Here is an 18,549-nt window from a genome sequence, read left to right on the forward strand (position 1 = left end):
CCGTCCGGCGCGCCCCTGCGAGGGCGCGCCGCACGGGCCCTCCTTGCGGGCCTCGGCCGCGCGTTGACGGGCACGGCACACCGTGGAGTCCCCGCTCACGTCCCCACCCGCACAAGGAACCGCGCCTACTTGCGGTGGCTGTTGTGGTTGGCTGTGGACCCAGCGCCCAGGTCGAAGGAGCAACCGATGAGCACTGCCCCTGTTCCCTTCCAGGTGTATGAGGCAGGGACGTACCTGCATGGAACGAAGGCGGACCTCGCTGCGGGGGATCTCTTGGTGCCCGGCTATGCGTCCAACTACGAGGACGGGCGCGTGGCCCGCAACGTCTACTTCTCCGAGACCCTGGACGCCGCCGTCTGGGGTGCCGAGCTCGCGGCCGGCGACGGCGCGGGCCGGATCTACGTCGTGGAGCCGACCGGCTGCGTGGAAGACGATCCCAACGTCACCGACAAGAAGTTCCCTGGCAATCCGACCCGCTCCTTTCGCACGAGCGATCCGGTGCGCATCGTGTCGGAGCTCAAGGGCTGGGTAGGGCATTCCCCCGAGCAGATCAAGGCCATGCAAGACGGGCTGGCCGATCTTCGACGACGCGGCATCGCCACGATCTTGGACTGACCATCGACGCTCCCGGCGCATCGGGCACGGGTTCGGGGGTGGCCCTAGCGGCGAGGAGGGGCGACGCGCAGGCCATCCTCCCCCTGCTGCCCACGGCTGGTCCGTGGGATCTCCCCGTCCTCTGCACCGGGATCAGTCATCACTCAGGATCCGTTTTCGAGGCATGGCCCAGCTAGAAGGGTTCAGCTGCCCGCAGGAGGTCCTTCGGCAGGTAGGGGGAATCGACGTGGACGGCCCAGCCCCGGCGGCGTGCGTGGCAGGCCAGGGCGAGGACGTCGAGGTCGATGGAGACATCGGGGCCGTCGGAGCGGTCGGCGACCTGGTAATAGGCGCGATGGGCTTCGAGCGCGTCGGCCAGGGCGAGGTTGAAGCTCTCCTCGTCTCCTTCCACGAGCTGCGACAGCAGCACTGTCGGCGGCATCGCGAAGCCCCAGTCCTTGGCCTTCTCGGCTTCCTCCAGCGCCCGCTGGGCGGCTGCTTCGGGCTCGGCGCCCTTCAAGTAGGCGTGGAGCGCCTCGCGGTACGCGGTGGAAGCGGAGCCGTCCGGGCCGGCGAACGCAGGACCGGTAAGGACCAGCGGAGCAAGGTCCTCGCGTTCGCCGGTGATCAGCGCAAAGGCGACGGCCGTCTGCCAGTTCCCCGCACTGGCTTCCCTTCCCCGCTCGGCCGGGTAGCGCAGCGTACGACCGTGAACGACCACCTCGACCTCCGTGTCCGGCTCGGCCAACGCGATGCGGAACAGAGACGCCCCGAGGCGAGAGGCCAGTCGAAGGGTGGCGAGCTGGGCGTCCGTGACATCGCCGGGGTTTCCCGCCCGCCACATGAACAGGCGCCGCTGGTCAGCCATGGCACTGCCCAGACGCCAGACGGCAAGCGGCTTCCCCTCGTCGGGGGTGAACGCCTCTTCCAGGTACTGCTCGTACACGGCCTCCATCCGCGAAACGCCCTCTCGCTCGCAGGGCGGCCGGTCCACCACGAGCGGGCCTGCGGAAAGCGCGGCGACCGCGTCCGGCCGACGGTCGCGGCCGAACCCCGCGACCCGCGGGCCCGGCGTTTCGAAGCCCGTGACCAGCGCGTGCGGAAGGTAATCGGTGCGTACGGCCGGCGCCCAGCCCAGCGTCCGGTACGCGAGCGCGGCGAGAGCGATGGGGACGAGCGGGAGCAGAGTCCTCGCAGCGGCTGCGGGGCCCTGACGGGCGGCATGCCCCACGAGGAGCTCGGCGAGCACGGCGTCGAAGCCCTCCCGGTCCTCGACGACCAGAGCGCGCAACGCGCAGAGTGCCGCACTGTCCGGCCGCTCCAGAAGGGATTCGCCGGTCTCCGCGGCGCGGCTGCGGAGACGGTCGAGGGCCGCTTCGACGGCGACGAGCTTGGCCTGCGCGCTCGGCGGATACTCCTCGTCGTCGCCCGTGTAGTCCAGAACCACGGCCGTCAATCCGGTCACGAGCTCGCCGGCGGGCGTGCCCTGCGCCCCCTCCGCGAACTTCTGCCGAGCGAAGTGGAACGCCTCGCCGTGCCACGAGGCCTTGTCCCTCAGGAAGGCCAGGCAGAGCGCGTCGATCCACTCCCCGGCCGTGACGCGTTCCGCAGGGGCGTCCTCGCCCGGGTCGTAGCTCATGCCGAAGTTCACGTATTCGAGGAACACGTCGAAGGTGCAGTGCGGGTGGTACGCGGCGTAGGCGACGGCACCGGCCGCGGCTTCGGAGGCGTCCTTGAGGGCGGCCTTGGCCTCGGGGGTGTCGAGGTCGGGAGTCTCGACGGAGAGGGCACCCAGGTAGTCGAGGAACTCGTCAGCGATCGACTGCCATTCGTAGGTCGTCATCCGGCCGGCCCTCGACATGGAGTGCACCTGGCGTCCGATGCGGTTCGTGAAGTCCTCGCGCGCCGCGGACACGGTGGCCCCGTCCACCTGGTGACGCTCTATTCGCACAGCCCCGCTCCTTGATCGAATCTCTGCGACAGCCTAAAGCGTGCTGCAGAGCGTTGCGTCCGGGCAGGTCAGGGCCGGTCTGGTGGCGGTCTGGTGGCGGCGTCGGCCCAGCCGCGAGGGTGCGGTTCACGTGTGAGCGACGGCCTGGGCTGCGTGGTGGAGGCCGGATGGCCTCGCTGAGGACATGGACCATGCGACGAGGCCGCGCAGGCGGTCGGCCGCCCGCGTGCGACGTCGAGACAAGCAGCGCGACGCTGTCGAAGGATGCGCCGGCAGGCTCAGGCGATGGCGTGGTCCGGCCATGCGGACGGACAAGCTCGCCGTCGCGCACCAGGCCGCGCTCCGATTCGCCGCCAGCCGAGCGGGATGTCCATCAGGTGTCGTAGAAGAACAGCTCAAGATCCTCCATGGACCCTGGCCCGGTCAGGAAGCCCTCCGCGCGGCCGATGTCCTTCTCCGGTGGCACCTGCCTCTCTCGAAGAAGCCGTGCCATCCATTCCTCACCCTGCTCACCGATCGCGTAGATACCGGACAGCAGTTCGGCCATACCCGCGGGGTGCTTCGGACTGCGCCCGGCGACGGGCTGGAGCTCCCACCCCCCTGCTCGGGCGGCAAGCCGGAGCGCTCCGGCCCAGTTGGCGATCCGCCCGATACGTACGTGCCACAAGTCCTCGATGAACGGAGCCAGTCGGCCACCGTGCAGGGCATTCGTCGCGGCCACGATGTCCGCCACCACCTGCCGCTCCACGGCATCGCGAACCCATCGCCCCTCCTGCGCCTCCTCGATGGCGGCCGACCACCACTCCCACGCGCTGTCCAGCCGGGCCGTGAACGTATCCATCCCGACAGAATCCCACGCGTTCCTCATGTCCCGGTCCGCGAGGAGACCGCTCTCGTCAGGGACATCGGCCCTGCCGTCCGGTGGCCCAGCCCGCTGAGCCGTGAGCCCGGCAGCAAGGACTCCCCCGCCACCGGATCCGACACGGGGGCCGCCGCCGACTCCTGGTCAGGGACGCGCCAGGGCGGCGGAGGCCGCGCAGGCGCCGGCCGATCCCCTCGGGCATCGGCGCCACCCGTACGTCCCGACCGGTCGCGAGAGGTGTTCAGCCGAGGTAGGCGGCTGTTGCGATCTGGACGAAGGGCGGAATCAGCGGGTTGGTGTCGTCCGCGTTCCATGCCGCCACCACGCGGCTGGGTGCCATGTCGGTCAGCGGGACGGCGGTCAGCCCGTCGGGCATGTCGTGTCCGAGGGGGGTCATGCCGACCGTGCCGTTCCACAGCACGGCCTGTCGGCATTCCTGCACCGCCCGTACCACCGGTCCCTCGCGGGGCTCACCGCCGTTCCAGTACGACCACCAGAGCGGGTCGGTTCCGCCGGGGAACTGGAACCAGGGCCGGCCGGCCAGGTCCGCCAGCCTCAGGTCCGCACGGCGGGCGAGCGGGTCGTCGGTGCGGAGCACCGCGCCGACCGGATCGGTGCGGTGCTCGTGCACGCGCAGGCCGGTTTCGTCGAAGGGTGCGCGGGTGAGGGCGATGTCGACCAGGCCGGCGCGCAGGCCGCAGGTCGGGTCGGTCAGGTCCGCCTCGCGGACACGGACTTCGATGCCCGGGTGCCGCTCACGGTAGGCGTCGGCCAGGCGCAGGGCGCCCAGGTCGGAACCGTCGCCGAGGAGGCCGATGGTGAGGGTTCCGGGACGGCCGGCCACCGCGGCCACGCGTGCGCGTGCCCGGTCGGCCTGGTCGAGCAGGTTGCGGGCTTCCTCCAGCAGGACCGCTCCGGCGGGGGTGAGGGTTGCGCCGGTGAGGGAGCGGTTGAGCAGAGCGGCGCCGAGCCTGGTCTCCAGCTGCTTGATCGCCCGGCTCAGCGGCGGCTGGCTGATGTGCAGCCGGGCGGCCGCCCGACCGAAGTGGAGTTCCTCGGCGACAGCGACGAAGTAGCGCAGCGTTCGTAGCTCCATGCTGCGACGATACCTGTGGGGTATCGGACGGTTCCCATACGGTCTTGGACGGGCGCAGTATCGGGACGGTCCAATCGAAGCATGAACGACGCACCGCTTCGCGACCCCGCCGTCCACATTGGCGGCACCCGGGAACTCGCCCCCGGCCTGCTGGTCGTACCGGACCGAGGGATCCCACTGGTCCCGAACATCGGCATCATCGGCGGCACGCGGGCCGTCCTCGTCGTCGACACCGGCATGGGCACCGCCAACGCCGAGCAGGTCCTCGCCCTGGCCCACGAGGTCGCCCGGGGCCGCCGCCTCTACCTGACCAGCACGCACTTCCACCCCGAGCACGCCTTCGGCTCACACGTCTTCACCGGACATGCCACCTACCTGGTCAACCGCGCACAGGCTCAGGACCTGGAGGTGAAGGGGCAGGCCTATCTGGAGATGTTCCGCGGTCTCGGCGCGCAGGTCGCCGACCGCCTCGACAGTGACGTCCGCGTGCCCGGCCCGGACCTGGTCTACGACGGCGTCCACGAGCTGGACCTCGGCGGCCGCACCGTGCTCCTGCGGCCCACCGGCCGGGGACACACCAGGGGCGACCAGGTCGTCGAGGTACCGGATGCCGGCGCACTGTTCACCGGTGACCTGGCCGAGACCGCGCAGTTCGCGATCTTCCCCTGGTTCCCGCCCCACGACACCGACGTCTCCGGTGTCCGCTGGCTGGCCGTCATGGAGCGGCTCGCCTCCGCCGGCCACAAGACGATCATTCCCGGACACGGCGCGGTCGGGGGTCCGCATGTACTCGCCGAGATCCGCGACTATCTGCGCGAGCTCCGCGACGAGACCTGGCGGCGCAGGGACTCGGCGATGAGCGAATCCGAGATCACGGCCGAGGTCAGGGCCCTGCTGATCGAACGGCATCCGCGATGGACCGGACGGGAATGGATCGAGAAGGGCGTGAGATGTCTGTGCGCCGAACACACCACGTGATGCGCGGCCGATGAAGAGCTGGGTATGCGCGAGGGACCCCTTCATTCGGAGGACGGTGGGGTTGAACGGCCGCGGAGCGCGCGGCCCACGAGCACGGCGAGGGGAACCGCGAACACGACGTACGCGGAGCAGGCCGCTGCGGCCACGAAGCTGCCGGACAGCGCGAGGACGAGTCCCCCGAGCACGAGGGCCCCGCCGAGGGTCCAGAAGAACAGGCGCATGGCACGTTCAACGACTGGGAGCGGCTTGGGGACCTTGAGCACGAGCCAGGATTTCTCACCGGCCTACGGGGCGGTCGTCGCGGACACCGGGCTGCGTCTCCCTTGCCTCAGTCGGCGAGCGAGGAGAGCCGCGGTGCCACCAGGTGGTACAGGAGGGGCATGCTTGTCGTGGTGAGGCAGGCCAGCGCGGTGAGGGTGAAGAGGGTACGGGCCGTGCGGTTCCACCAGCCTCGTTGCCAGGCCGTCACCGCTCCCGCCGTCACCACGAGGGTCGCCGCCGCCAAGGCGGTGCCCAGGCCGGTGACCGTGGACGGCAGGGGGAGCCCAGCGGCACTGTCTCCCTCATGGCGTTGGCGCCCGAGACGACTGGGCGCAGCTCGAGGTGTCAGATCGGGGTGGTTCAGGGGCGGGTGCCGGTCGGCGGGAAGGCGAGGCCCGTCGGCGTGTTCAGGCCGGTGGACGGGAGGGTGGACTGGCCGCCGCCCGTCTCCCGGACACGGACCACCCGGTTGTTGAAGCCGTCGGCGATGTACAGGCCGCCGCAGCCGTCGAGCGCGAGGCCGAGAGGGTCGCTGAGACCGGTGGTGGGGACGGTCGTCTGACCCCCGTCCTTCGCGATCTTCACGACCCGGTTGTTGCCGCTGTCGGCGATGTAGAGGTCTCCCGCGGCGCTGAGTGCCAGGCCGGTCGGCTGGGAGAGGCCGGTGGTGGGGATCGTGGTCTGGCCGCCCCCGTCACCCGCCACCTTGACGACGCGGTCGTTGACGAAGTCGGAGACGTACAGGTTCCCGGCGGCGTCCAGCGCCAGCCCCCAGGGGTGCAGCAGCCCCGTGGTCGGAACGGTCGTCTGGGTACCGCTCGCCACGGACACCTTCACGACCCGGTCGTTGAAACTGTCGGCGACGTAGAGGTTCCCGGCCCGGTCGACGGCGAGCCCCAGAGGACGCGACAGTCCCTCGGTCGGGACGGTGGACTGGCCGCCTCCGTGCGCCGCCCTCCCGACCACGCGGTTGTTGCCGGTGTCCGACACGTACAGGCGGCCTGCCGCGTCCCCGACCATGCCCGTCGGCCGTACGAGACCCTCGAAGGGGACGAGTACCTGATCCCCGCCACTCGTGGGCAGGGCGACGACGCGGTTGTTCCCGTAGTCCGACACGTACAAGGGCGCGTGTGTGGAGGCCCGGCCTCCGTCCGGCGGGGTCGCGCCCGCCGCCGTGGACAGTGTGCACAGCGCCGCGATGCCCGCCGCGGCAGCGAGCCGACGAGCCCATCGGCGCGCGGCACGCCCCGTCGAAGGGGCAGACGTCAACGATCCGAACCCGGCCTTCGTACGTGCCATGACTCCCCATCGGGTCTGAGCGGCCGACCCATGGCCGCACCTGCGCCGACCATAGGAAGAGGCGCCGACCGATGTGGGAACCACGCCGCCCGGCCGCGCCCTGGCCACTCCAATGTCCCGGACGACACCGGCGAGCCGCGCGAAGGCAAGGCGGGCGCTCGCTGCGGATCCGAGGGGTCGTTTCGAGGCGATGGAACACCAAGCCCCGTAGCGGGGGTGCGGAAATCCTTCCAGCGCCGCGCAGGCAGGGGCCCACGCGCCTCTCCGGACGAGAGGCGCGTGGGCGTCAGGTGCCGCCCGCCCCTCAGGGTGGGTCCTCCAGCGGGTGGAAGTGCTTCGGCGCAAACCACGTCACCTGCTTGGCCACGTTCTGGAAATCGATCGACAAACCGTAGAGACGGCCCTGCGCAAAACTCCCGATGTAGAGCACGGTCCCCACCCTGAACGACATATCACTGTCGGTGACGACGCCGGACATGCTTTCCGTTATCTGACCCGCCGGACCATCGATCGTCGCCTCGCCGGAGAAGGACTCGCCCTGTTGATCCAGCGAAAGGGCAACCGTATTCCCATCGCCTTGGGCCAGATCCCAACGCCCCTTTACATTCATGGGCATGACGTTGCTCCTTACCAGGCTGACGCCACTCCCCTCCATCCAAGATTAGCGCCGGACCCCGGTCTTGCACATTCCAGGAATAGATGACAATGCAATTGAATCGAGGAACCATCACCGTCGTTCGAATGATCCGATGTCCAGCGCTGTTTCGCACGCAAAAAAATCCGGCCTGCTTCATCACGCTCGGCCCACGTACTCGGCAACAGCCCCGGGCACTTCGACAAGCGGTGAACCGTCGCCATGTGTGGGGCGCCCATCGAGCGGCCAAGGGGCCGGAGCGTTACGCCTCGGGCAGGGCGATCCCGCTCAGCCCGAGGAGCGGCGTGGAGAAGGCGCCCTCTGTCGCCGCTGTGCGACGGCACCTTCCCTTCGGATCACAGAGCCTGCGGGAAGTCGAAGAGCCTGTTCGGGTCGTAACGCCTCTTCAGCTCGGTCAGCCGGTGAGCGGCCGAGCCGTAGTACGCGGAGCGCCAGTTGCTCAGAGTCGCGTCCGTGTAGTTCTGGTACGCCGCGCCCGAGGCGTATCGGCGCATCGCGGTGTGCGCGCCGTCCAGCCAGGCCGTCTGCGCGCCGCCGGTGCGGCCGGCGGGCCAGGATGCGGTGTACTGCGCCAGGAAGCGCGAGTTCCGGTGCACGAAGGCCGTCGCCTGCGGGGAGACGCGGTTGACGGCCCCTCCCAGCGCGGTGAGCGCGACGGATACGGCGCCGCCGCCGCTGCTGCGCCCGTAGCGTTCGACCTGATCGAGGAGCGCACGGATGCCGGCGTTGTTCAGCGAGCGGTCGAAGAAGTCCGAGCGCGCCGCGTACGTCTCGCGCTGGAGCACACCCGTGGGCTCCCGTCCCGGCGTTCTGCCGGGCAGATGGCACTGGTGGGTGGACTTCGTCGAGCAGCCCGCGTACATCCGCATCGTGTCGAGGTAGCCGCGGCGCCGCATGGTGATGCGGGAGGCGGAGCCGGGGCCGCCGGAGCGGTCCGCCAGCCGGTCGACGGCGTTCTGCAGAGCGCCGTACGTGCCCAGTGAGAAGCAGCTGATGCTGATGGTGGGCGTCCGGCCGGCGACGGCGGACAGATGCAGCGCGGACCAGATCTCGTCGGGCTGGGTGGGGCCCCACTCCTGCCACGATCGGATGGCGGCGGCGGCCTTGGACCAGGGCCAGGTCATGTGGGCGGTGACGCCGTCGGCGGCCTTGTGCGTGCGGAATCGGAGTTCGGTGACGACGCCGAAGTTTCCGTTTCCGGCGCCGCGCAGTGCCCAGAACAGGTCGGCGTCCCGGTCCTTGGACACGTCGAGGGTCCTGCCGTCGGCGGTGATGACGCGGGCACCGGTGAGGTTGTCTGCGGTGAGGCCGTAGGCACGGGAGACGACGCCGTGCCCGCCCCCGAGCGTCAGGCCGGAGATGCCGACCGTGGGGCAGGAGCCGCCGGGGATGGTGACGCCTCGCGCGCCGAGCTGACTGTAGACGTCTATGAGTTTGGCGCCGGCCCCGATGACGGCGCTGCCGGAGCCCGTACGAATGGACTTCAGCGCGGAGACGTCGACGACCAGGCGTCCGTTGCCGCTGGACCAACCTGCGTAGGAATGACCGCCGTTGCGGATGGCGACGGGCGTGCCGTGGCGGCGGGCGAAGGCCAGGCACTCGGCGACGTCCGCGGTGTTGGACACGTAGGCGACCGCGGCGGGGCGCAGATGGTCGAAGCGGGTGTTGTACAGCTGGCGGGCGGTGGCGTAGTCGGCGTCGCCCGGACGTACCAGACGGCCCTGGAGGCCCCTGCCGAGCGCCGACCAGTCGGCGGCACGCGGCGCGACCCCACGGCCGCCGGCTGCGGCGGATGCGGAGCCGAGGGGTCCTGGCCCGCCGGCGGAGCCGCCGCCGGGTACGGCTCTCACCTGGCCCATACCCCAGCCCACCGTCGAGGCGGCGACCGCCGCGAAGCCGGTGCCCGCTGCGAGCAATGTGCGCCGGTTCACGGCGGCCTCCGATCACGATGTACTGCTGTCGCTCAGTCAGAGTGCGAAAGGGTGGGTGACGGTTCCACGTGGCGGACATGTGCGCTCCGGGAGTTCACACGTAGCCCGGTCATACGGAGACATCCGCGCCGCTGAACAGCGAAGGCAGCAGAGCGCGTTGTCAGAGGCTCGGCGCGCGGAACGGCTGGCGTTGCTGGAGCGGTTCATCGAGGTGGCGGCCGAGGCCGAACGCTCCGCGTTCGGTCGGCCTTCCGAGTGGGACGACACCCACGCCTGGTACGTCACGACCCAGGGAGTCATGAACAGGCTGTGGGTCGCCGAGCGCCTCATCCGCATCCAGTTCCCACTGCCCGTCCATGACGCGGCCCGTGCGTACTTCCTCGATCTCAACCGGACGGTGTGGGAGGGCCTGCCCGACGGCGAGAGCGTGCGGGACTACCTGGAGGACAACCGGCTGGCGTTCCTCGACGCAGCCCGAGCGGTGATGGGATAGCCCGGCTGCCGACCGACCGGGGCCTGTTTATCTTCTGTCAATCTCCCGTGGACTCGGGCGGCCGACTCTCTCCCTGCGGCTCGATCCGGACAGGCCGTGAAGGCACCCGCACCCTCTCGTAACGGATCCCCTTCCCGGGCTCCGCCGCGGTCTTCGGATCCGAGGGGCTGTGAGAAGGGCCGTTGATCGGCTGTTGATCAGCCGTCCATCGGCGGCTGTCCTACTACGAGTCGGTTTCAGTTCGCGGTCTTGGAGGATCATCGTGCTCAGTCGGACGGTTCGCGTGGTGGTTGGCGTGGCGGCGACCTTGGTGATCGGCGTCGCGGTCGCCCCGGCCCACGGAGGCATCGCGGTGGAACCGGCCGGCCTGGTGGCCCCCCAGGCCTGTGGTGGCAGCCCCATGGGCTGTTTCTGACCGGCCTCGGTTCCGGTGACGAGAACCGACAGGTGAAGGGGGAGGCCCCTCATGAACCTGCCGGGAACCATCCGGGTTCCCGCGGCGATCACTCCGCGCACGTACGCGCGATCACAACAGGAGGACAGCATGGACGGAGCACGCCCGGGAGACCGTGTCGCGCCGATCGACGAGAGCGAGATCGGCGTCGACGCCGGGGACACGCCGAGTCAGCCGGACGAGTCCGGCGACTCGAAGGAGTTCGAGGCATAGCCCTCGTCCCGCCCGCTCCCCTGCGTCCTCCCGTCGAAGACCGCCGCCTTCGACGGGAGGGACTCGCCTGCGCCCAGGGCCCCTCGGCCCGTCTGTGTCCGGCGCCGCCCGGCCTCACTCCACGTGCGTGTACCGGCCGCTGTGGATCGGCATCACGCGCCGTTCGTCGTAGTCCTGCAGTTCGAAGGGTGCTCCAGGCAGGGGATGACGGCACGCCGGCCGGTCGGCGGGCTGAGCTCGCCCAGGGCGAGCTCGCCCCGGCCGGCGCGGGGCGGTTCCACTCGCGCGGGCTCGGTGAGGGGTGCGGAGAGCAGGGCGCCCAGGGCGAGTACGGGGAAGAGGAGGCCGAGGACGGTCCGGCCGCACCTGCCGACGGTGTACTTCATGGATTCGCTCCGTTTCGTCGTGTGTGGTGTCGCTGGGCCGTCCAAGGTTCGGTGCGGGTTGTCAGGAAGAGCTCAGCGTTCGATGAACGTCCTGGTGCCGGCCGAGCGGAATGAGCGGCGGCTCCAGGGTGGGGCGGGCCAGGGGGAGGGTGGTCGTGGTGATCCACGGGTTGTCGGAGGCGCAGGAACGGTCGGGGTACCTGGCGGTGCGCGTCCTCGGGCCGGTCGGTGCCCGGCTGGGCGGGGAGCGGATCGAGCTCGGACCGCCGCAGCAGCGGGCGGTGTTCGCGATGCTGGTGCTGCGGCGTGGCCATGTCGTCGAGGTCGGGCAGTTGGTGGCGGGGGTGTGGGGATCGGCTGCCGCACCGCGTAGTGCGTCCTCGGCCGTCCGCACGTACGTCTCACAGTTACGCGCGGCCCTGGAGCCGGACCGGCCGGCGCGATCGGTGAGCCGGCTCATCGTCACCGCGGAGGGCGGCTATCGCTTCCCGACGTCGGCGGTCGTCGTGGATGCCGAGGAGTTCGCCCGCGAGGTCGCGGACCGGGGCGGGACGGCCGAGGCCGTGTACGAGCGGCTGACGCGTGCCGTCGGGCGCTGGCAGGGAGTCCCGCTGGCCGGGGTGCCGGGGCCCTGGGCGGAGCGCCGCCGCGAGACGCTGGCCGAGTCCCTCGCGACGGCGCGAGAGGACCTGTACGCCACAGCACTCGCACTGGGGCGGTACGGCGAGGTGGTCACCGAACTGCGCGCGATGGTACGGGAGTTCCCGCTGCGGGAGCGCTCGCACGGGCTGCTGATGCTGGCGCTGCAGCGCACCGGACGCCAGGTGGAGGCCGCGCGGGCGTTCGACGCGGCGTGCGAGGTGCTGGCACGGGAACTGGGGACGCAGCCGTCGCCGGAGCTGAGGGAACTGCATGGCGGCCTCCATACGGGGCGAGGAGTGCGTTCCCTCACGTGGCCCGGTGGCGTCGACGTCCGTCCGTCTCCCCCGTCCTCCCCATCCCCTTCGTCCCCCGCATCCGCCTCGTACCCCTCATACCCGTCGACCCGCGCGGCCGCCACGAGCGATCGCCGATCAGGAGCACCTGTGGCGGGCGGATCAGCAGTCCCGCACGCCGCCGCGCACCGACGGGCGGACCTGTGGCCCGGATCGTCTGCGACCGCAGGCACCGTGAAGGATGGTGGGAGGAGGACCGCGGCACCGCTTCCCACCGACATCGGGTACTTCACCGGGCGCGGCCGGCTCATCGGCGAGATCAGGGACCATCTGCTTCCGGGCCGCTCCGGGCACAGGCCCGCGATGGCCGTCGCCACCGTCACCGGCATCGGCGGTGTCGGCAAGACCGCGCTCGCCGTCCACGTCGCCCACGGCCTGCGCGCGGCCTTCCCTGACGGGCAGCTGTACGTCGGCCTGCGGGCCGGCGCCGCTCCCGCGGAGCCGGCCGGCGTCCTCGCCGATCTTCTCTCCGTGCTCGGCACCCCGCCCGACCGGCTCCCCCTGGACCTGGAAGAGCGGGCCGCGCTGCTCCGCACCCGGCTCGCCGACCGCCGCGTGCTGCTGGTCCTCGACGACGCCCGGGACGCCGCACAGGTGCGCCTCCTCCTTCCCGGAACAGCCGGCTCCGCGGTGCTCATCACCACCCGGGCCGCTCACATCGCGGTCCCCGGCGCCCGTTCGTTCGCCGTGGACGTCTTCGCCGAGGCCGAGGCGGTGACCTTGCTCGGCACTCTCGCGGGCTCCGCACGCGTGGCCGCGGAGCCCGAAGCCGCCCGGGCCCTCGTCGACTCCTGCGGCCGTCTGCCGCTGGCCGTACGCATCGTCGGGGCTCGCCTCGCCGCCCTGCCGCGCCACAGCCTGCGCACCTTCGGGGCGCGGCTGGCGGACTCCCGCACGCTGCTCGGTGAGCTGAGCGACGGCGACCACGGGGTGGAGTCCGCCTTCCGGCTCGGCTACCGGGCCCTGACGCCCGAGCAGGCCAGGGCATTTCGTCTCCTGTCCCTCCTCGACGCCCCCGACGTGCCGCTGCCCGTCGCCGCCGCTCTGCTCGGCATCGAGGAGAGCGCGGCCGAGGACGTCGCGGAGGGCCTGGTCGACGCCGGGATGCTGGAGTCCCCCGCCCCGGGTCGCTATCGCCTGCACGACCTGCTCCGGCTCTACGGCCGACGCCGTGCCGAATCCACCGAGCGCGCCGAGGACCGGGAGGCGGCACTCCGCCGGGTTCTGGCGCTCCTCTTCAACAGCGCGGTGCGGGTGGCGCGGACGGCGCTTCCGGACCGCGTCCCCGCACCCCCCTGGCTGCACCCGGTGGACCATCCGGGCATCGCCTTCGAGAGCACCGAGCAGGCGCGTACCTGGTTCCGCGCGGAGCACGCCGTGCTGACATCTGCCGTGGAGCAGTCGCTGGCGTCGGTACCCGACGCCCTGCGGACGGCCGTGGACCTGCTGACGCTGATCGCGGTCTGCAGCCTGTTTCCGAGCCGTGGTCACTACGAGGACGCCTGTCGGCTCGCGGGATCGGCCGCCCGGCGGGCGGCGGAGGCGGGTGAACCCGCGTACCGGGCCCGGGCGCTGCACACGCGGGCATGGCTTTCGTGTCTGGTGGGCGAGTACGCGGCGGCGGAAGCGGACCTGCGCGAGGCGCTCGACTGGGCGGAGACGACGGGCAGTGCCCGACGCCTTCACATGTCCGGGGTCCTGCTGGCCCTCGTCCTGCGCGCCACGGGACGCGTCGGGGAGTCGGAGGCCGCGATGGCCAGGGCCGAGCGTTTCGCGGGTGACCCGGAGGACCCGGCAAGCCCTTCCGGCTTCGCCCGGTTCGTCGCGCGCCTGCACGTCGCCGTGGGCGCGGACCAGCCGCCCTCCGGGCTGCCTCTGATCACACCCGTGATGCGCCGGGTGGACGCCCACGGGACCTCGCTGGTCAAAGCGCAGGGCGTGGTCCGACTGGGGGCCGCACTGAGCGGGCTGGCCACGTCGGACGACTGATCGAGGACGGGAGGGGTGAGGCGGTCGGTCGATGTGCCGCCGCGCGCCGGGATCCACGACGGCGTCCCCGGAGAGGGAAGAGGGACGGCACGGGCGCGAGGGCGCCCTCTCCGCGCGGCTGGAGGGCGCGCCCTGATGCGGCTGCGGGGCCCGGGGCAGGCGCGGTGCTTCTCCAGGGAGGGGCCAGCTGACCGTGGGCTGACCGCCGTAGACTGACGCGATGGGGATCTTCGGACGACTGAACGGCACCAGGCGCCCGGCGGGCGGCGTGCCACCGCTCACCGCGGCCGCGGTCCGCGACGCCATCCTCGCGGTGAGCAGTGCGGAGGCGCCCTATCGGGTGCGTCTCGCCGGCCCTTCGGAGAACGCCGATCTGATAGCGGACTGGCGGATCCGGCATCGCTCCTCCGGCGAGGATGTGGACCTGCGCCTGAGCATCCGCATGCGGCTCGACCCTCACCGGCGCGAGGTGCGGGCCCTCCAGGAGCAGCGGTCGAGCACCAGGGGCCGGCTGTCGGCGTCGCGCGAGTACGGCCGCGGGCCCGGGTTCTCGGTGGAATGGACGTATGAGCGGGGCCCCGACGGCCGTCGCCGCAGGGTCAAGACGTTCGACACCCGGGACATGAGGAACGTCCTGCGCGAGGCGGTTGTCGGCGCCGGGTGGACCTGGCGGCCCCGCCTGCTGAAGCTCTGACCGCCGGGGACAGGTGCACCCTGCACCACGGACGCCCATGAAGAGGACGGTTCCCGACCGAGGACGCCCGGCGGATCGGAGTCGGGTCCGCTCGTGATCCGCCGGGCAGGTGTGCAGGGTCGGCTCCCGCCCTACTCCCCTACGTCAGCTGCAGCGAGCTGGCGCGGTCGTTCATCGCGTCGCCGACGTACGGGGTGGCGGAGGTGTACAGCTGGCTCGTGCCGTTGTAGTGGATGTCCGAGTACAGCGCGACCCAGCAGTTGTTCGCGGGGAGCACGGAGCTGATCCCGTCGTTCCAGCCGCTGAGGTCGTTGTAGCCCCAGTCCCACGTCCCGTTGTCCTTGCACTTCTCGGGGATCTCCATGGTCCAGGAGGCGCCGCCGTAGTTCCAGTCCCAGTAGAAGACCGCGCCTACGACGCCGCCCTCCGCCCGCGCCGCGAGGCCTGCGCCGGCGGGGGCGTTCAGCTCGGCCACGAACGCCTTGTTCTCGGCGGCCTTCTCCGGCACCGTGGGCGCGTCGGTGACCCGGCCGTCGGTCGCGTCGGCGATCGCCTCACGGAAGGTGTCGTAACACGTGGTCGTGTGCGTGCTGACGTGGGCGACGCAGTGGGCGCCGGTCTTGGCCCGAGGGGTCGTGGTGGCGGAGGCGGAGGCGGAGGTGCTCGCGATCGCCAGTCCCGCGGAGGCGATCAGGATCGCCGCGCGTCGTGCGTTCCGTGCGGAGGACATAGGAATCTCCCGAGTTCGGTCGACTGTCTCTTCTGGCTGTGCTGCCTGGTGGCAGAGATCAGTGCACCGGGGCTGTGTCCACGGCCCGTAAACGATGGATGAACGGTGCAACGTGACGTGCCAGTCGGGCGGGATCGGTTACCGCAGGACCCTTGCGGCCGCGAACTGCTTCTGAATCCCGCACAGTTGAACGCCCCATGAGCCGGCCGCAGCCGTGCGCGCCACCGTCGGCCCCCGTTCCTCAGCGTCCGAGCAGGGCCCGGGCGATCGCGTCGGAGATCGGCTGGGCCGTACTGTCCTCGTAGAAGCTGTAGGCGGGGCTGGGGTTGACCTCGAAGCAGACGAACTCGCCGTCGTCGGTGAGGACGAGGTCGATGCCGGCCAGTGCGAGACCCAGCCCGGTGGCCAGGTCCGCGCAGCGCAGCGCCAGTTCGTGGGGCGGGGTCCATGGCGTGAGGTGGGTGCGGCTCGCGTAGCGGTAGTCCACCTGGTCGGTCTCGATGCGCGTGGCGAAGACCTCGCCGGCGACGACGTGCACGCGGATGTTCACGCCGGGGACGTACCGCTGGAACTGGACGGGGCACGAGCGGATCCGCGGGAGCCGGGCGGCGGCCTCGTCGTCGAGGAGCCGTACGATCGAGCGCACCGCGCTGATCGACTTGTAGACGACCCGGCCGTGCCGTTCCCGGAAGGCCAGGGCGAGGTCGGGATCGTCGGTGACGAGGGTCTCCGGCACGCGGAACCCGGCGCGGCGGATCAGCTGGGACTGGTAGGGCTTGGAGCGGTTGGTCGCCGTCGCGGAGGCGCGGTTCATCACGCGTCCCGGCGCGATCTCGATCCAGGTCCCGAGGGCTTCGTGCCAGGCCTGGCAGTGGCGCAGCGTCCCCTCGCCCGCGCCGCGCATCTCCGGCAGCAGCCGCCAGTCCATGAGGCGGGTGTAGATGCCGGTGACGTCGGAGCACGGGACGGTCCGGCCGTCGCAGCTCAGGTGGCCGTGCACCCCCGTGCCGTCCACACGGACGTCGATCGGGGTGTCCGTGAAGCGGCGCTGGTGCAACACGGCGTACGGCAGCCCTCGGCGTCGCAGGGCGTCGGTGACGAGGGCGATCGGGCGCTCGCTCGCGATGCCGCAGACGATGATCACCGGGGTCTCGCCGGCAGTCGGGTCAGGTACGTGTGGAGGCCGTCGAGCATGGGAGCGCCTGCGATCCGCAGGTCGGGCAGGAGCGTGGCCCCCGCGAATCGCGCACCCTGCGGGACGTGTGCGTCGGACTTCAGACGGATGCCCAGGAGATCAGCCCTCGCGCCGCGGGCCAGGCGGAGGCAGGCAGGGGCAAGGGCGTCGGGCACTTCGCCTCCCTGGACGCCGTAGACGTCGTCGCCGAGAACGAGCAGCGTGCTGGTGGGCGGCCGGTCCGTGGACGGTTCGTGCGTGGTGTCGTCGGTCAGCCTCAGCTGCGGCACCGTCAGTCCCGCCGCCGCGGCGAGCACGGTCCACTCGGCGGGCGAGCGGAGGGTGCCGGACAGGCCGAGGGGGCTGGGGCGGTTGACCGTCACGGGAGCGAGGCACTGGAGCCAGCTGAGGACGAGCGCGTCCCACTCCGTCATCGCGTAGGAGGTGTCGGCCGGGGAGGCGAAGCGGAGGTGATCCAGGGGTGCGTGGGTGAGCCGGTTGAGTACGCCGCGGACGGCGTCGCTCGCGAGGCTGCGGCGGCCGGGCAGGGTGAGCTCGAAGCTCGCCCGCTCGTGGCCGGGAGTCCCCTCGGCCGTCCGGGTCTGTTCCGACCCGCCCCGGCCCTTCTCGTCGTCCCCTGGGTCCTCGATCCGGTGCGTGGAGCGTACGGTGCGGGTCAGCGTCCCGCCGTCGACGACCTCCACCGGGTCGAGCCCCCGTGCGCGCAGCCCGGCGGCGGCCCAGTGGGCCGCACGGTCCCCTGCGTCGCACAGCACCAGCCACATGACGACCGCCGCCACGCCTACGGGCTCGGGGCCTCATGGACGAGTGCGCTCGTCGCCATGTCGGGGCGCAGCTCCGGGGGGATGAAATGCACGTGCCGGGCGGCGGCACCCGTCCAGGCGAGGAGAGGAGCGAGGGGACGCGGGAGGAGGTCGCCGACCATCATCAGCTCCTGCGGCGTGTCCTTGTGCTCCTTGTCCTTGCCGTCCTTCTCCTTCTCCTTGCCCTCCTTCTCCTTCTCCTTCTCCTTGCCCAGCTTCTCGGAGACGCTGAGATGGAGCGTGCGCTGCTCCACGTCACGGGTGTCGGCATCGAGGACGAAGTCGGTGGAGTGACTCTTGTGTCCGGCACCGAAGGGGATGAATTCGACGGGAGGGACTTTGATGGTGAGGTGCCCGCAGCCGTTGGTCGGGATGGTGGGTGTCCGCTCGTCCAGGACGAAGCCGTCGCCGAGGTCGGTGCCCGCCGGGGTGAAGATGGTGAGGTCTCCCGTACCGATGTTGGCCACGTTCACCACGATGTCCTCGGGGGTGCCTCCCGCGAGGGCGATCCGGCCGTGGGACCGTTCCATCAGGAGCCGCGGTTGAAGGGTGTCCTGTTCGAGGTCCGAGACGACCCATACGAAGAGCAGTTCCACCGCGGCCTTGTTCGTGATCCGTAGGTGCCAGGGCAGGTCGGACGGTTTGGTGATGTCGATGCTGATCAGGATCACGCCCCGGAGCTCGGGGGTCCAGGAGGCCGTGGCGACGGGTGTCCCGAAGTCGTCCGTGACCGTCACGGTCTCCGGCTCGCGCGGCACCGGAGCGAAATCGCCGACTCCCACGCGCAGGTCGACGGCCGGGGCCGGTTCCCCGGGTGGCGAACAGTCCTTTCCGAGGGCGATGAGGCGTATGAACATGCCGGTCAGCTGGGCACCCACTTCGAAGGCGACCGGAGTGCTGGGCGGCGATCCCGGGGCGAGTCGCAGCGGCCCGTCTTTGGGGAACATCTGGAAGACAGGGTCGACCATGG

General features: G+C 71.1%; 19 protein-coding genes and 1 pseudogene. 7 read left to right on the forward strand and 13 right to left on the reverse strand.

Translation table 11 applies throughout. The annotated features are described in order from the left end of the window. Positions 1 to 186 precede the first annotated feature (186 nt). Positions 187 to 615 (forward strand): NAD(+)--rifampin ADP-ribosyltransferase, encoded by a 429-nt coding sequence (arr, locus tag ACN9MM_RS00935; protein WP_426361810.1) that lies wholly within the window; start codon positions 187 to 189, stop codon positions 613 to 615. Between the two features lie 172 nt (positions 616 to 787). Here the strand turns inward: arr and ACN9MM_RS00940 are convergent, their stop codons facing one another. Next, positions 788 to 2,524, reverse strand: a complete 1,737-nt coding sequence (locus ACN9MM_RS00940; RefSeq protein WP_426368624.1) for an immunity 49 family protein — start codon at positions 2,522 to 2,524, stop codon at positions 788 to 790. A 212-nt stretch (positions 2,525 to 2,736) separates the two neighbouring features. On the opposite strand from ACN9MM_RS00940, the pseudogene ACN9MM_RS00945 reads away from it, so the two are divergent. Then, a pseudogene (locus ACN9MM_RS00945) lies at positions 2,737 to 2,900 on the forward strand (IS5/IS1182 family transposase); the annotation flags it as partial. 18 nt (positions 2,901 to 2,918) lie between these two features. Here ACN9MM_RS00945 and ACN9MM_RS00950 read toward each other — a convergent pair. Both ACN9MM_RS00950 and ACN9MM_RS00955 read right to left on the reverse strand, forming a co-directional pair. Continuing rightward, positions 2,919 to 3,386: a hypothetical protein gene (locus ACN9MM_RS00950; RefSeq protein WP_426361811.1), complete on the reverse strand. Its 468-nt coding sequence runs from the start codon at positions 3,384 to 3,386 to the stop codon at positions 2,919 to 2,921. 262 nt (positions 3,387 to 3,648) lie between these two features. Continuing rightward, on the reverse strand, positions 3,649 to 4,503 hold the full coding sequence (locus ACN9MM_RS00955) for a LysR substrate-binding domain-containing protein (RefSeq protein ID WP_426361812.1): 855 nt from the start codon (positions 4,501 to 4,503) through the stop codon (positions 3,649 to 3,651). Between the two features lie 81 nt (positions 4,504 to 4,584). On the opposite strand from ACN9MM_RS00955, the gene ACN9MM_RS00960 reads away from it, so the two are divergent. After that, the gene (locus ACN9MM_RS00960; RefSeq protein WP_426361813.1) at positions 4,585 to 5,481 is read left to right on the forward strand and encodes an MBL fold metallo-hydrolase; all 897 of its coding nucleotides are present in this window, start codon (positions 4,585 to 4,587) and stop codon (positions 5,479 to 5,481) included. 41 nt (positions 5,482 to 5,522) lie between these two features. Here ACN9MM_RS00960 and ACN9MM_RS00965 read toward each other — a convergent pair whose 3' ends face one another. From ACN9MM_RS00965 to ACN9MM_RS00985, 5 genes are all read right to left on the reverse strand, one after another. Further along, a complete protein-coding gene (locus ACN9MM_RS00965; protein ID WP_426361814.1) occupies positions 5,523 to 5,702 on the reverse strand; it encodes a hypothetical protein in 180 nt (59 codons plus the stop codon). A 107-nt stretch (positions 5,703 to 5,809) separates the two neighbouring features. Further along, positions 5,810 to 5,986, reverse strand: coding sequence for a hypothetical protein (locus tag ACN9MM_RS00970; RefSeq protein WP_426361815.1), 177 nt, complete (start codon positions 5,984 to 5,986; stop codon positions 5,810 to 5,812). Positions 5,987 to 6,102: 116 nt separating this feature from the next. Then, entirely contained in the window at positions 6,103 to 6,858 is a 756-nt protein-coding gene (locus ACN9MM_RS00975; RefSeq protein ID WP_426368625.1) for a hypothetical protein, read from the reverse strand. Positions 6,859 to 7,345: 487 nt separating this feature from the next. Beyond that, entirely contained in the window at positions 7,346 to 7,657 is a 312-nt protein-coding gene (locus tag ACN9MM_RS00980; RefSeq protein ID WP_426361816.1) for a hypothetical protein, read from the reverse strand. A 374-nt stretch (positions 7,658 to 8,031) separates the two neighbouring features. Continuing rightward, entirely contained in the window at positions 8,032 to 9,627 is a 1,596-nt protein-coding gene (locus tag ACN9MM_RS00985; protein WP_426361817.1) for an FAD-binding oxidoreductase, read from the reverse strand. 79 nt (positions 9,628 to 9,706) lie between these two features. Here ACN9MM_RS00985 and ACN9MM_RS00990 point away from each other — a divergent pair, with 79 nt between their 5' ends. Together ACN9MM_RS00990 and ACN9MM_RS00995 are read left to right on the forward strand one after the other, a co-directional pair. Next, entirely contained in the window at positions 9,707 to 10,120 is a 414-nt protein-coding gene (locus tag ACN9MM_RS00990; RefSeq protein WP_426368626.1) for a hypothetical protein, read from the forward strand. A 544-nt stretch (positions 10,121 to 10,664) separates the two neighbouring features. Beyond that, entirely contained in the window at positions 10,665 to 10,787 is a 123-nt protein-coding gene (locus tag ACN9MM_RS00995; RefSeq protein ID WP_426361818.1) for a hypothetical protein, read from the forward strand. A 152-nt stretch (positions 10,788 to 10,939) separates the two neighbouring features. Here the strand turns inward: ACN9MM_RS00995 and ACN9MM_RS01000 are convergent, their stop codons facing one another. Beyond that, positions 10,940 to 11,173, reverse strand: a complete 234-nt coding sequence (locus ACN9MM_RS01000) for a hypothetical protein (protein WP_426361819.1) — start codon at positions 11,171 to 11,173, stop codon at positions 10,940 to 10,942. A 155-nt stretch (positions 11,174 to 11,328) separates the two neighbouring features. Between ACN9MM_RS01000 and ACN9MM_RS01005 the strand changes: the two genes are divergently transcribed. Together ACN9MM_RS01005 and ACN9MM_RS01010 are read left to right on the forward strand one after the other, a co-directional pair. Beyond that, positions 11,329 to 14,157, forward strand: coding sequence for an AfsR/SARP family transcriptional regulator (locus ACN9MM_RS01005; protein WP_426361820.1), 2,829 nt, complete (start codon positions 11,329 to 11,331; stop codon positions 14,155 to 14,157). A gap of 220 nt (positions 14,158 to 14,377) precedes the next feature. Continuing rightward, the gene (locus tag ACN9MM_RS01010; protein WP_426361821.1) at positions 14,378 to 14,851 is read left to right on the forward strand and encodes a hypothetical protein; all 474 of its coding nucleotides are present in this window, start codon (positions 14,378 to 14,380) and stop codon (positions 14,849 to 14,851) included. Positions 14,852 to 14,990: 139 nt separating this feature from the next. Here ACN9MM_RS01010 and ACN9MM_RS01015 read toward each other — a convergent pair whose 3' ends face one another. From ACN9MM_RS01015 to ACN9MM_RS01030, 4 genes are all read right to left on the reverse strand, one after another. Next, on the reverse strand, positions 14,991 to 15,581 hold the full coding sequence (locus ACN9MM_RS01015) for a peptidase inhibitor family I36 protein (protein WP_426361822.1): 591 nt from the start codon (positions 15,579 to 15,581) through the stop codon (positions 14,991 to 14,993). A gap of 241 nt (positions 15,582 to 15,822) precedes the next feature. Beyond that, positions 15,823 to 16,725, reverse strand: a complete 903-nt coding sequence (locus tag ACN9MM_RS01020) for an ATP-grasp domain-containing protein (RefSeq protein ID WP_426361823.1) — start codon at positions 16,723 to 16,725, stop codon at positions 15,823 to 15,825. After that, the gene (locus ACN9MM_RS01025; protein WP_426361824.1) at positions 16,722 to 17,555 is read right to left on the reverse strand and encodes a hypothetical protein; all 834 of its coding nucleotides are present in this window, start codon (positions 17,553 to 17,555) and stop codon (positions 16,722 to 16,724) included. Before ACN9MM_RS01025 ends, ACN9MM_RS01020 begins: the two co-directional genes overlap by 4 nt. Before the next feature lie 2 nt (positions 17,556 to 17,557). Further along, positions 17,558 to 18,547, reverse strand: a complete 990-nt coding sequence (locus tag ACN9MM_RS01030) for a hypothetical protein (RefSeq protein ID WP_426361825.1) — start codon at positions 18,545 to 18,547, stop codon at positions 17,558 to 17,560. Positions 18,548 to 18,549 lie beyond the last annotated feature (2 nt).

It is taken from the genome of Streptomyces sp. E-08 (assembly GCF_049913095.1).
Lineage (GTDB): Bacteria > Actinomycetota > Actinomycetes > Streptomycetales > Streptomycetaceae > Streptomyces.